Source organism: Piscinibacter sp. PDB1-1, from assembly GCF_056675995.1.
Map to the genome: position 1 here is coordinate 1,864,896 of NZ_JBWVZJ010000001.1, position 12,385 is coordinate 1,877,280.

A 12,385-nucleotide genomic window follows, 5' to 3' on the forward strand; every position below is an offset into this window, starting at 1 on the left:
GTGCCACGCCACACAGGGGGCGGCGAGCCCCTGATGCGATGCCCGCGCGTGCGCGGCGGTATCGCAGCGCGGCGCTTTCGTCACGGCAGGGGGCCGATGCGCATCAGCAGCGAGGCACGCTTGCGCCGCGCGCTGACCAGCGCCTCCACCCCAAGGCCGCCGAGCACGAGTGCCAGCAGGCCCCCGCCGATCGAGCCGGCACCCCAGGCCTCCACCAGGATCACCAGCGCGATCGCCACGAAGAACCACCCGCCGACGATGTTCACGATGCGTTGACTGCGCGGCGGGTTCATGCGGCCCCCGCAGCGGCGGCCATCTCGGTTGCGCTCAGGCTGTGCCCCAGCGCATAGCAGGCCGAGAGCGTCACGGTCGCGCCCCGCGCCGCGATGTCGTGAGCAAGTGAGGGATCGGCTGCGAGCCGCGCCACGGCATCGGCGGCGTAGCCGGTCACGATCAGCGCAGCGTCCACCCCGGCGTCCGCGCCGCGAATGCGTTGCTCCTTGGTCATGGTCGACGTGGCCGCCGCTTCGAGGAGGTGAGCGCTGCCAAGCCCCGGCTGCATCACCAGGGCTGGCAGGCACTCGTCGCGCAACCAGCTGCGAATGGCGGTCGCCGCGCCTTCAGTGGCCGGCGTGTAGCGCAGCAACAGGGAAGTCGACCCGAGCCCGAGGCCGGCACTGGCGCGCACCGCGCACAGGCCGCGCGTCATGCCGCGGTAATGCGGCATGACCCGGGTCGTCCAGTCGCTGGGGGCGTTCAGGCGCTCCAGGTAGGGGGCCGAGGTGAGCGTGCCCAGCTGCGCCACCTCGTAGATCACCATGTAGCGCGGTGCGGCCGGCTGTGTGGCGAGCCAGCGGCTGCCGCGCAGGAAGCCGGGGATCGACAGGCGTTCGGGCAGGTGCTCGTGGGTGTGCCAGTCGTCGTGCTCGACGAGCATCTCGTCTGCCACATCGAAAGACAGCAGCATGGCGGCGGGGCCGAGCAAAGGCATGGCGTCAACTCCAGTCAGGCCAAACGATGGCGCAGATTGTGCGCGAGCACCGGCCCGCTCACGCCCCTGCGCAACGCTTCACGGTGTCGAGCGTGCGGGTCGTGATCTCCTTGCCGAACCGGCTCTCGATGAAGCGCATGAACGCCGCCGGCTTGTCGACCGGCACATAGGCGGTGTAGAGCTCGGCGTCGATCAGTGCGAGGAGTTGCGCGCCGTCACGCTCCTGCGGCAACGCGATGGGCGATACCGCAGGGCGGCGCAAGAAGGTGACGACGCGCTTGGCACCCGCCGGCAGCGTGAACCGCGCATACGGGTCGCGCTCGATCAGCGCGCGCAGGTGCGATTGCGGCCGCACGATGGTGCTGAAGCTGTGGCCCAGGCCGGCAAGCATCGCGCGCTCGGCGGATTGCTCCAGCTCGATGACCGAAGCGGCCTCGGCGTCGAACACCAAATTGCCGCTGGCCAGCAGCGTCTTCACGTTCGCGAAGCCGGCCGACTCGAAACAGCGCTTGAGCTCCGGCATCTTGGCGTTCATCGGGCTGATCCCGCGCAGGAAGGCAGCGTATCGCGTCATCGGTAGAGCCTCGGGCAGTGAGTCGACAGGGCAATCGCCGCCCCAGGCGTGACGCGCATTGTGCGCACCGAGTCACCGCGCGCTGGAAAGGGTCGGCGGCTTCGTGGTGACATGTGCGCCACACCAGTGACGGGAGCGTGCGATGAATCCAGCGATGGTCAGGCGGGCCACCGCCTTGTTGACGGCGGCGTGCCTGGCGTTGGCGATGCAGGCCGCGCAGGCGGCGTCGCAGGCACCGGTGGCGGCCAGGAACGGCATGGTCGTCACCGCGCAGCACCTGGCCACGCACGTGGGCGTGGATGTGCTCAAGGACGGCGGCAACGCCATCGATGCCGCGGTGGCGGTGGGCTACGCGCTCGCGGTGGTCTACCCGGCGGCAGGCAACCTGGGCGGCGGCGGCTTCATGACGCTGCAGTTGGCCGATGGCCGCAAGACCTTCCTCGACTTCCGCGAGAAGGCGCCGCTGGCCGCCACCGCCAACATGTACCTCGGCGCCGACGGCAACGTGGTCAAGGGCCTGAGCACCAAGGGCTACCTCGCGGTCGGTGTGCCGGGCACGGTGTCGGGCCTGGAGTACGCGCTCTCGCGCTACGGCAGCATGAAGCGCGCCGCGCTCATCGCGCCCGCCATCCGCTACGCCAGGCAGGGTTTCGTACTCGACCAGGGCGATGTGGACATGCTGGCCACCGCGACCGAAGACTTCCGCAAGGACTCGCCCTCGGCCGAGATCTTCCTGAACAAGGGCGAGCCCTTCGCGGTGGGGCAAAAGCTGGTGCAGTCCAACCTGGCGCGCACGCTGCAGCGCATCAGCGACCACGGCATGGACGGCTTCTACAAGGGCCCGGTCGCCGCCGAGCTGGTGGCCGCCAGCACCGCCGGCAAGGGCATCCTCACGCAGGCCGATCTCGACCAGTACAAGACCCGCGAACTCGCGCCCGTGGAGTGCGACTACCGCGGCTACCGCGTCATCTCGGCGCCGCCCCCCAGCTCGGGCGGCGTGGTCATCTGCGAAATGCTCAACGTGCTCGAGGGCTACCCGCTGAAAGACCTGGGCTACCGCTCGGCGCAGTCGGTGCACTACCAGATCGAGGCCATGCGCCATGCGTATGTCGACCGCAACAGCTACCTCGGCGACCCCGACTTCGTGAAGAACCCGCTCGATCGCCTGCTCGACAAGGGCTACGCCGCCAAGATCCGAGCCGCGATCGACCCGTCCAAGGCCGGCGTCTCGAAAGACATCAAACCCGGCGTCGCGCCCCACGAAGGCAGCAACACCACGCACTACTCCATCGTCGACAAGTGGGGCAATGCGGTGTCGGTCACGTACACCATCAACGACTGGTTCGGCGCCAAGGTCACGGCCGGCAAGACCGGCGTGCTGCTCAACAACGAGATGGACGACTTCACCGCCAAGATCGGTGTGCCCAACCTCTACGGCCTGGTGCAGGGCGAGGCCAACGCCATCGCGCCGGGAAAGCGCCCGCTGAGCTCGATGAGCCCGACCATCGTGAGCCGCGACGGCAAGCCGGTCATGGTGCTGGGCACGCCGGGAGGCAGCCGAATCATCACGGCGGTGCTGCACACCATCCTGAACGTGATCGACTACGGCATGGACATCCAGGAGGCGGTCGACGCGCCGCGCTTCCACCAGCAGTGGCTGCCCGATGTCACCAACGTCGAGAACTACGCACTGAGCCCCGACACGCGCAAGCTGCTCGAAGGCATGGGGCACCAGCTCGGCGCACCGCAACCGGCGAACCACCTGGCCGCAATCATCGTGGGGGCGCCGCGGCTCGGCGGCAAGCCGGCGGGCGAGAACAGGTACTACGGGGCCAACGATCCGAGGCGCAACTCGGGGCTTGCGTTGGGCTACTGAATTTGGGCTATTGAACCTGGGCTACTGAAGCGAGAGCGGCCAAGCCGCGGGGGCTTGGCGCTCGATCCTCCGGCTGCCCCGAGGGGTCAGGACGCGGCGGGCGCCGGTGTCGGGAACAGCACCTTCGGCGGCTGTGTGCCGTCGGCCTTGCGGCGCTTTCTGCCGCTGGCCGTCTTTCTGACCTGCTTGGCCGAGATGGTCCGCTTGCCGACGCGCTTCTTCTTTGACAGTGCCATGACGATCCTTTCGAGTAAAGAGGCTGAGGATACATGCGGCGCGCAGGGTCGGGCCACGGGGTCAGGCCCTCTCGCCGGGCAGGTCATGTCGATCTGATGTCGATCTGGCGTGCTGTCGTTCGTCGTTGAGATACGAGGTGCCCACAGTCGGGTGCACTTGCGTTCAACCCAACTGGAGTGAAGACATGTCCTACATCGATGGTTTCGTGATCGCGGTCCCCACCGCCAACAAGCAAAAGTTCATCGACCACGCGCGCACGCTCGACCCGATATTCCTCGAGCTCGGCGCCATCCGCGTGATCGAGGGCTGGGGCGACGATGTTCCCGACGGCAAGGTCACCGATTTCCGCCGCTCAGTCCAGGCGACGGCCGAGGAGACGGTGGTCTTCTCGTGGGTCGAATGGCCGGACAAGGCCACGCGCGACGCCGGCATGAAGAAGATGATGGAAGACCCGCGCATGGACCCGTCCACCCCCGGCAACCCGCCCATGCCCTTCGACGGCAAGCGCATGATCTTCGGCGGGTTCGTGCCGGTGGTCGAAGTGAAGGCTTGAGCGGCGGGGCGGCGAGCGTCTGGCGTTAACCTGCTTGCACCCGACGCTCGGCGCACGCCTTTCATACCGCCATCAATCGAGAGCGCGTCACCCGGGAGACCGGGCGCCGCCTCTCGATCAAACACCGACCGACCTCCATGCCTTCTTCCCTGAACCGTCACTGCAGCGTCGCAGCGCTCTGCCTTCTGATGAGCCACCCGGCAATGGCGATGACCGAGAGAGAGGCGTCCGAGAACCTGATGTACTTCGCCTTCGCCATGAAGCAGGGCGAGTTGTGCGAGAAGCTCGGTTTCCCTGGGATGGGAACGCTGCGCCCCTGGGAGAAGAAGAACGCCGACGTGCTCGTCAAGTCGATGCGCAGGATCGAAGACTTTGCAGCGGCCAGCAAAGAGGTCACTCGCGCGCAAGCCACAGATGTGTCACTCGGCCTCTTTGTTCGGCACAAGGAGACATTCGACAGGGAGATGGCGCCCTCGATGGGCAAGGCCTCTTGCATGCGATTCGGAGAAACGCTGCGCTTCTACGAGACCAAGATGATCAAGGAGTGAGGCCGCACCCCGGCAGCACCATGGAGCGGTTTGACCCGCACACCGCATGCCAAACCATAGGCGCAGGAGAATCTCGCCGTCGAGGAGCCGAAATGATCAAACGTGTCGGAGCAACGCAGATTCAGCCGAAGCATCGTTCGTCGTGCCATTGCGGCACGGTGGTGCTGGAGCTTGACCTGCCGGATGGCATCGTCAATCCGCTGCGGTGCAATTGCTCGATGTGCCGGAGAAAGGGCGCCATCATGGCCACCGTGTCGAAGGGTGGCCTCAGGGTCGTGCAGGGCGAAGCGTCACTCAAGACCTACCAGTTCAATACGAACGTGGCCCGTCACTACTTCTGCTCGAACTGCGGCATCTACACGCATCACCAGCGCCGCTCGAACCCGAACGAGTACGGCTACAACGTGGGGTGCCTGGATGGCGTGAACCCCTTCGATCTGGAGCCCGTTCGTCTCAGCGATGGCGCGAACCATCCGCTCGATCGCACGGGGTAAGGCAGCATGGGGCTCCTGACCTTCAGCATCAACGTCACGCTCGACGGCTGCGTCGACCACCGGGAGGGCGTCGCCGATGACGAGACACACGCCTTCTTCACCCGCCTCATGGACGAACACGGGGCCATGCTGTGGGGACGCGTGACCTACGAAATGATGGAGAGCTACTGGCCGGCGGTGGCCCGCGGTGAGGTGGAGGCGCCGCCTGCGCTGCGCGAGTGGGCGGTCAAGCTGGAGGCGAAGCCGAAGTACGTGGTCTCGTCGACGCGAGAAGACTTTTCATGGACGAACACTCACCACATCGCCGGCGACCTTCGCGCAGGGGTGCAGAACCTGAAGGACGCGTACCCGACCGGTGTGCTCTTTGGCAGCGGCCTGCTCGCGGCCGAGTTGGATCGGCTGGACCTGATCGACGAGTACGTGTTCCTCGTGCACCCCCGGATCGCCGGCCACGGCCCGACGCTGTATGAGAGCGGGCTGCCCGGCACGCGGCGGCTCGATCTGGTCTGCGCGAAGCCGTTGCGCTGCGGTGCGGTCGCCATGCAGTACCGGCGCGAGAGCAATCAACAACACGACCACTGAACCATGCGAATCGAGATCGACGACCTCTCTCGCCCTGACGTGCATGCACTCCTGAGCGAACACCTGGCGAACATGCATGAACTGAGCCCGCCGGAACAGGTTTTTGCGTTGGATCTATCAAAGCTGAAGTCTCCCGACATCACCTTCTGGACCGTCTGGCAAGACCACGTGCTGCTCGGATGCGGCGCACTGAAGGAGCTGAGCGCCACGCACGGCGAGATCAAGTCGATGCGCACACCGGCAAAGCTTCGCGGCCGCGGGGCCGGCCGCGCCGTGCTCGGTCGAATCATCGAAACCGCACGGCAGCGTGGCTACACGTTGCTCAGCCTTGAAACCGGCACGCATGCGAACTTCGGGGCGGCACAGCAGTTGTACCGGAGCGCAGGCTTTCAGGAATCAGGCCCGTTCGCCAGCTACAAGGAAGACCCGCACAGCCTGTTCATGGAACTGCGCTTGTCCTAAGTCGACGCTGAGTAAGCCCCCGCGAGCCTGCGCTCACCGGCTCATTGGCCCTGCCCTACAAACTGCGCGCGATCGCCGTAGCCGCTTGTCGCAAGCGCGGCACCAGCGTCAGCGCCTGCGCCAAGGGCATGCGCGCGGTGGGTGCCTGCAAGGCCACCGCGCAACGCAGTGACCCCTGCTGGCCCGAGCCGCTTTCGCGCACCGGCACGGCCACACAGTTGAGGCCTTCGACGAACTCCTGGTCGTCGACCGCGTAGCCGTCTTGGCGGATGCGCTCCAGCTCGGTCTCCAGCGCCTCGCGCGTGGTGAGGGTGGTGCCGGTATGCCGGCTCAGGTCGAGCCCGTCGAGCAGCGGCTTGCGCTGGCGTGCGGGCATGAAGGCGAGGAAGAGCTTGCCGCTGGCCGAGCAGTGCAGCGGCACGCGGGTGCCGGGGCGCAACTCCAGGCGCAGCGGGAAGGCGGCCTCCACACGATCGAGGTAGATCACCTCGGCGCCCGACATGGCGGTGAGGTTGCAGCTCTCGCCCAGCTCGGCCACCAGGGCGCGCAGCACGGCATGGCGCACGCCCTGCTGCGCGCTGCCCGCCAGCGCCGACTCGGCCATGCGCAGCGTGCGCGCGCCCAGCGCGTAGCGGCGGCCGTCGGGCTCGCGTTGCAGCAGGCCGGCGGCCTCCAGCTGCTGCAGCATGCGGTGCAGTGTGGGCTTGGGCCAGGGCGTGCCCTGGGCGAGCAGGTCGGCCAGGCTTTGCGGGCGCCCCAGGGCAGCCATGCGCTCCAGTAGATCGAGCAGGCGAAGGCTGGGAGCAGAGACGTCGGCGGCGGTCAGATTTGGCGGCATGTGGGGCGGCGAGTGCGCTTATGTCTCGTTATTTGAGACGAAAAGCTGATATGAATGAGATTGTATGCCGCCTCGGGTAAGCTGGCCGCATGGAAAAGGCACCCCCCTTTCGCAACGCGGTCGTCACCGGCGCCTGTGGCGGCCTCGGCCAGTCACTGGCCCGGCGCCTGCTGGCCAGCGGTGCGGCCGTGGCGCTGGTCGGCCTGAACCGCGAGGCGCTGGAGGCGTTGCACCGCACCGCGCCCGAGCGCAGCCGCATCTACACGCCCGACATCACCGACAGCCAGGCCATGCGCGCCATGGCGCGCGATTGGCTGGCCCTGCACGGCGCGCCCGACCTGGTGATCGCCAATGCGGGCGTGGCCGGTGGCTATGACACGGCCGATGCTGGGGATCTGGCGGTGTTCCGCCGCATGCTGGAGATCAACCTGCTCGGGGTGGCCACCACCTTCCAGCCTTTCGTGGAGCCGATGCGCTCGGTGCGCGCGGGCGCACTGGTGGGTGTGGCGAGCCTCGCCGGCTGGCGCGGGCTGCCGGGCAACGGCGCCTACTGCGCGAGCAAGGCCGGGCTGATCGCTTACCTGCAAAGCCTGCGCGCCGAGCTGCGGGGCAGCGGCCTCACGGTCAGCACGATCAGCCCGGGCTACCTGCGCACGGCGCTCACCGCCGGCAACCGCTTCACCATGCCCGGCCTGCTGGAGCCCGATGACGCCGCTCGCCAACTGCTTGCGCGCGTCGCCAAGGGCCATGAACACATCGTGCTGCCGCGCCGCATGGCGTGGCTGGCCCGTGCCCTGGGCCTGCTGCCCAGCGCCTGGCACGACCGCCTGCTGCTGGCGCAGCCGCGCAAGCCGCGCGCCGGCGAAGCCGGTGCCACGCCCATCCCCGGTTTGGCACCGCGCGCCGACGAGAGCAGGCTCCCCACAAACACAGAACGAGACAAGTCGACCACACCATGAACGCACTCAGCACGGCTCAGGTGAGCCTCCACGACGTGGCGCCCACGCCCTCGCCCACGGTGATGCAGGTGGCCTTGATAGGCGCCGGCCCCTCGGGCTTGGCGGCCGCACGCAACCTGCAGAAGGAGGGCATCCCCTTCCAGGGCTTCGAGGCCTATTCGGATGTGGGCGGGTTGTGGAACATCGCCAACCCGCGCAGCACGGTGTATGAATCGGCGCACCTCATCTCCAGCAAGCGCACCACCGAGTTCGCCGAGTTCCCGATGGACGACTCGGTGGCCGACTACCCGAGCCACCGCGAGCTGTGCCGCTACTTCGCGCGCTTTGCCGATCACTTCAAGCTGCGCCAGCACTACCACTTCAATGTGCGGGTGCTGCGCGTACAGCCGCTCGGCGAAGGCCCGAGCCCGCTGTGGCGCGTGGAGTGGCTCGATGCCAACGGTCAGTTGCGCCAAGCCGATTTCAAGGGCGTGGTGATCGCCAACGGCACGCTGGCCGAGCCGAGCATGCCGCGCTTCAAGGGGCAGTTCTCGGGTGAGCTCAAGCACACGAGCGAATACAAGTCGGCCGAGCTGTTCAAGAACAAGCGCGTGCTGATCGTGGGCGCCGGCAACTCGGGCTGCGACATCGCGGTCGATGCGGTGCACTACGCGCAAAGCGTCGACATCTCGGTGCGCCGCGGCTACTACTTCGTGCCCAAGTACATCTTCGGCAAACCGGCCGACACGCTGGGCGGCAAGCGGCCGCTGCCCGCGTGGCTCAAGCAGCGCGTGGACAGCACCGTGCTCAAGTGGTTCACCGGCGACCCGGTGCGCTTTGGCTTCCCGAAGCCCGAGTACAAGATGTACGAGTCGCACCCGGTGGTCAACTCGCTGATCCTGCATCACATCGGCCACGGCGACATCTCGGTCAAGGCCGACATCGATCGCTTCGACGGCCACACTGTTCACTTCAAGGACGGCAGCCACCAGGACTACGACCTCGTGCTCGCCGCCACCGGCTACAAGCTGCACTACCCGTTCATCGATTCGGCCCTGCTCAACTGGCAGGGCATGGCACCGCAGCTGTACCTCAACATCTTCGCGCCGCGCTTCGACAACCTGGCCGTGATCGGCATGATCGAAGCCAGCGGCATCGGCTGGCAGGGCCGCTACGAGCAGGGCGAGTTGGTCGCGCGCGCCTTCAAGGCCGCCGGGACCGAGCGCGGCCGCGCGTTCGCTGCCGCCAAGGCCGGCCCGCCGCCTGACCTGAGCGGCGGCTACAAGTACCTGAAGCTCGAACGCATGGCGTACTACGTGCACAAGGACACCTACCGCGCCGCCGTGCGCGCGGCCAGCGCCTCGCTCGGCGCGGGGGCCGCTAAGTGATGCCATCGGTCGACGAGATCCGGCTGAACTTCAACCCGGCCTCGCTCGCCGCGTTGAACGCGGTGCTCGCCTTCCTGATGTTCGGCATTGCGCTGGACACGCGCATCGACGACTTCAAGCGCGTGCTCAAGCTGCCCGTGGCCATGGCCGCCGGTATCGCCGCGCAGTTCCTGCTGCTGCCGGCCATCACCTTCGGCCTCACGCTGCTGCTGCAACCGGCGCCGAGCATTGCGCTGGGCATGATCCTCGTGGCCTGCTGCCCGCCGGGCAACATCTCGAACATCCTGACCCACCGCGCAGGCGGCAACGTGGCGCTGTCGGTGTCGATGACCGCCATCTCCAACGCACTGTCGATCGTGCTGATGCCGCTCAACCTGGCCTTCTGGGGCGCGCTGCACCCCACGGCCGCGCCACTGCTCAAGACGATTGCGCTCGACCCGCTCGAGATGGGCCTGCACATCGTCATCATCATCGGCGCGCCGTTCGTGGCGGGCATCCTCTTCGCGCGCCACCTGCCGCGCCTTACCGAACGCATCAAGAAGCCGGCGCGCGTGCTGAGCTTTCTGTGCCTGGTGGGCTTCATCGTGGGCGCCATCGCCGGCAACTGGCGTTACTTCGTCGACTACCTGGGCCTGGTGCTGCTGGCGGTGATCGCGCACGACGTGCTCGCCTATGGCCTGGGCTACGCCACGGCCCGCCTGGCCGGCCTGCAGGAGTACGACCGCCGCGCCGTCTCGATTGAGGTGGGCGTGCGCAACGCCGGCCTCGGCCTGGTGCTGATCTTCAGCTTCTTCGGCGGCTTGGGTGGCATGGCCGTGGTGGCCGGTGCCTGGGGGTTCATGGACATCGTGATCGGCCTGCTGCTCGCAGGCTGGTGGGCACGGCGGCCGCCGCTGCCCGTGGGCAGTGCTGAAGGAAAGTTCTGATGAAGCGGGTTTTGATCACCGGGGCCGATGGCTTCCTGGGGCGCAGCCTGGTGGCTGCGCTGGCGCAGTCGGGCGAGTGCGCCGTGCTGCTGGCACAAGACGTGCGCGACGTACCCGAAGAGCGGCGCCTGCCCGGCGTCGTCTACGAGCGGCAAGACGTGCGCGACCCCCAACTCGCCGAGTCGCTGCTGCGCTACCGCATCAACACCGTCATCCACCTCGCGTCCATCGTCACGCCGGGGCGCGGCTCCAGCCGCGAGTTCGAGTATTCGGTCGATGTGCTGGGCACGCAGAACCTGCTGCAGGCCTGCGTGAACGCGCACGTCGAGCACCTGCTCGTGAGCTCCAGCGGCGCGGCCTACGGCTATCACGCCGACAACCCGGCGTGGATCACCGAGAACGCGCTGCTGCGCGGCAACCAGGTGTTCGCGTACTCGTACCACAAGCGCCTGGTGGAGGAGTCGCTCGCGCTCTACCGCGTGGCACAACCACAGATCAAGCAGACGGTGTTTCGCATCGGCACCATCCTGGGCGAGTCGGTCGACAACCAGATCACCGCGCTGTTCGAGAAGCGCCGCCTGATCGGCATCCGAGGCAGCGACAGCCCCTTCGTCTTCATCTGGGACACCGACGTCACCGGCGCGTTCCTGCACGCACTGCGCACCGGCCGCGAAGGCATCTACAACCTGGCGGGTGATGGCGCGCTCTCCATCCACGAGATCGCCGCGCTGCTGGGCAAGCGCGTGCAGGCCTTCCCGGCCTCGGTGCTGACCATGCTGCTGCGAGTGGGCTCGCGGCTCGGCATCAGCCGCTACGGCCCGGAGCAGCTCGACTTCCTGCGCTACCGCCCGGTGCTCGACAACGCGCGACTCAAAGCCGAGCTCGGCTACCAACCCGGCAAGACCAGCCGTGAGGCCTTCCTGAGCTTCGTGGCCGCGCGCGCGGCGGCCGGGCGGCCCATCTCGGTGGCACCCAGCGCGGCTACAACATCATGAGCAGCGGCACCCTGACCCGCGGCGACGCAGCGCGGCTCGCCGCGGTCATCCTCATCTGGGGCCTGAACTTCGTCGTGATGAAGATGGGCCTCAGCGGCCTGTCGCCCTTCGTGATGGGCGGCCTGCGCTTTTGCGTGGCCGCACTGCCGCTGCTGCTGTTGATCAAGCCACCCAAGCTGCCCTGGCGCTACATGCTCGCCTACGGCCTGGCGCAGGGCCTGGGCCAGTTCGGCCTGCTGTTCCTGGGCCTGCAACTCGGCATGACCGCCGGCATGGCCTCGGTGGTGATGCAGACGCAGGCCTTCTTCACCCTGCTGCTGGGCATGCCCATCCTGCGCGAGCGCACCCAGCCGCTGCAGTGGGTGGGCCTCACCGTGGCCCTGGGGGGCCTGGTCGCCATCGCCTGCGCGCACGGCGAAGGGCCGGGGCAGATGACGCTGATCGGCTTCGTGCTCACCGTGGGCGCGGCGCTGATGTGGGCCCTCTCGAACCTGGTGGGCCGCCTCGCGGCCCGCGTGTCCGACTACGAGCCCTTCAACTTCATCGTGTGGACGAGCCTCGTGCCCATCGTGCCCTTCTTCGCATTGGCCGTGTGGCAGCAAGGCAGCGGCGAGGTCATCGCGCAGATCCAGCGGATCGACCTCGCCGGCGCCGGCGCCGTTCTCTACCTCGGCCTGCTCGCCACGCTGCTGGCCTACAGCCTGTGGACACGCCTGCTCAAGCGCCACCCAGCCGCCAAGGTCGTGCCGTGGTCACTGCTGGTGCCCGTGGTGGGGCTGTGGGCAGCCGCGGTGGCGTTCGGGGAGCGGCCTTTGCCGTTGCAGTGGGCGGGGACGGCGGCGGTGCTGCTGGGGTTGTTGATCAACCAGGGGGCGGGGTGGTGGCGGGGGCGGGCGGTGAAGGCCCTGCACACGCAGCCATTGAGGCCGAATCAAGCACCCGTCAAACACCTAAACCATTGATTCGCATAGGTTTGTCTTGCG

16 protein-coding genes are annotated in these 12,385 nt (G+C 67.6%); 11 read left to right on the forward strand and 5 right to left on the reverse strand.

Annotated features, from left to right (window positions below; genetic code table 11):
- Window positions 1-80: 80 nt before the first annotated feature.
- Genes AC1KAR_RS08670 through AC1KAR_RS08680 form a run of 3 tightly spaced genes read right to left on the reverse strand, consistent with a single transcriptional unit; the run spans window position 81 to window position 1,565 of the window.
- Window positions 81-293 carry a hypothetical protein gene (locus tag AC1KAR_RS08670; RefSeq protein ID WP_480316510.1) on the reverse strand — a complete coding sequence of 71 codons (213 nt, stop codon included), beginning with the start codon at window positions 291-293 and terminating at the stop codon, window positions 81-83.
- Window positions 290-991, reverse strand: a complete 702-nt coding sequence (locus AC1KAR_RS08675; protein ID WP_480316512.1) for a hypothetical protein — start codon at window positions 989-991, stop codon at window positions 290-292. The genes AC1KAR_RS08670 and AC1KAR_RS08675 overlap by 4 nt, the downstream gene beginning before the upstream one ends.
- Before the next feature lie 58 nt (window positions 992-1,049).
- A complete protein-coding gene (locus AC1KAR_RS08680; protein ID WP_480316513.1) occupies window positions 1,050-1,565 on the reverse strand; it encodes a DUF1697 domain-containing protein in 516 nt (171 codons plus the stop codon).
- A gap of 205 nt (window positions 1,566-1,770) precedes the next feature.
- On the opposite strand from AC1KAR_RS08680, the gene ggt reads away from it, so the two are divergent.
- Window positions 1,771-3,441 (forward strand): gamma-glutamyltransferase, encoded by a 1,671-nt coding sequence (ggt, locus tag AC1KAR_RS08685; RefSeq protein WP_480317805.1) that lies wholly within the window; start codon window positions 1,771-1,773, stop codon window positions 3,439-3,441.
- An 86-nt stretch (window positions 3,442-3,527) separates the two neighbouring features.
- On the opposite strand, the gene AC1KAR_RS08690 is transcribed toward ggt, so the two are convergent.
- Complete coding sequence (locus AC1KAR_RS08690; RefSeq protein WP_480316515.1) at window positions 3,528-3,677, reverse strand: hypothetical protein; 150 nt, start codon at window positions 3,675-3,677, stop codon at window positions 3,528-3,530.
- Window positions 3,678-3,862: 185 nt separating this feature from the next.
- Here AC1KAR_RS08690 and AC1KAR_RS08695 point away from each other — a divergent pair, with 185 nt between their 5' ends.
- From AC1KAR_RS08695 to AC1KAR_RS08715, 5 genes are all read left to right on the forward strand, one after another.
- Window positions 3,863-4,231 (forward strand): DUF1428 domain-containing protein, encoded by a 369-nt coding sequence (locus AC1KAR_RS08695; protein WP_480316517.1) that lies wholly within the window; start codon window positions 3,863-3,865, stop codon window positions 4,229-4,231.
- A 188-nt stretch (window positions 4,232-4,419) separates the two neighbouring features.
- A complete protein-coding gene (locus AC1KAR_RS08700; protein ID WP_480316519.1) occupies window positions 4,420-4,779 on the forward strand; it encodes a hypothetical protein in 360 nt (119 codons plus the stop codon).
- A gap of 92 nt (window positions 4,780-4,871) precedes the next feature.
- The gene (locus AC1KAR_RS08705) at window positions 4,872-5,273 is read left to right on the forward strand and encodes a GFA family protein (protein WP_480316521.1); all 402 of its coding nucleotides are present in this window, start codon (window positions 4,872-4,874) and stop codon (window positions 5,271-5,273) included.
- Window positions 5,274-5,279: 6 nt separating this feature from the next.
- The gene (locus tag AC1KAR_RS08710) at window positions 5,280-5,855 is read left to right on the forward strand and encodes a dihydrofolate reductase family protein (RefSeq protein WP_480316523.1); all 576 of its coding nucleotides are present in this window, start codon (window positions 5,280-5,282) and stop codon (window positions 5,853-5,855) included.
- A 3-nt stretch (window positions 5,856-5,858) separates the two neighbouring features.
- On the forward strand, window positions 5,859-6,317 hold the full coding sequence (locus AC1KAR_RS08715) for a GNAT family N-acetyltransferase (protein WP_480316525.1): 459 nt from the start codon (window positions 5,859-5,861) through the stop codon (window positions 6,315-6,317).
- 55 nt (window positions 6,318-6,372) lie between these two features.
- Here AC1KAR_RS08715 and AC1KAR_RS08720 read toward each other — a convergent pair whose 3' ends face one another.
- Window positions 6,373-7,155 carry an IclR family transcriptional regulator gene (locus AC1KAR_RS08720; RefSeq protein WP_480316527.1) on the reverse strand — a complete coding sequence of 261 codons (783 nt, stop codon included), beginning with the start codon at window positions 7,153-7,155 and terminating at the stop codon, window positions 6,373-6,375.
- 89 nt (window positions 7,156-7,244) lie between these two features.
- On the opposite strand from AC1KAR_RS08720, the gene AC1KAR_RS08725 reads away from it, so the two are divergent.
- From AC1KAR_RS08725 to AC1KAR_RS08745, 5 genes are read left to right on the forward strand one after another with little or no spacing between them, the layout of a single operon-like run.
- Entirely contained in the window at window positions 7,245-8,114 is an 870-nt protein-coding gene (locus AC1KAR_RS08725; RefSeq protein ID WP_480316529.1) for an SDR family oxidoreductase, read from the forward strand.
- On the forward strand, window positions 8,111-9,481 hold the full coding sequence (locus AC1KAR_RS08730) for a flavin-containing monooxygenase (RefSeq protein WP_480316531.1): 1,371 nt from the start codon (window positions 8,111-8,113) through the stop codon (window positions 9,479-9,481). The genes AC1KAR_RS08725 and AC1KAR_RS08730 overlap by 4 nt, the downstream gene beginning before the upstream one ends.
- Entirely contained in the window at window positions 9,481-10,407 is a 927-nt protein-coding gene (locus tag AC1KAR_RS08735) for a bile acid:sodium symporter family protein (RefSeq protein WP_480316533.1), read from the forward strand. Before AC1KAR_RS08730 ends, AC1KAR_RS08735 begins: the two co-directional genes overlap by 1 nt.
- Window positions 10,407-11,402: an SDR family oxidoreductase gene (locus AC1KAR_RS08740; RefSeq protein ID WP_480316535.1), complete on the forward strand. Its 996-nt coding sequence runs from the start codon at window positions 10,407-10,409 to the stop codon at window positions 11,400-11,402. The genes AC1KAR_RS08735 and AC1KAR_RS08740 overlap by 1 nt, the downstream gene beginning before the upstream one ends.
- Window positions 11,399-12,364: an EamA family transporter gene (locus AC1KAR_RS08745; RefSeq protein ID WP_480316537.1), complete on the forward strand. Its 966-nt coding sequence runs from the start codon at window positions 11,399-11,401 to the stop codon at window positions 12,362-12,364. Before AC1KAR_RS08740 ends, AC1KAR_RS08745 begins: the two co-directional genes overlap by 4 nt.
- The last annotated feature ends 21 nt before the right edge of the window (window positions 12,365-12,385 follow it).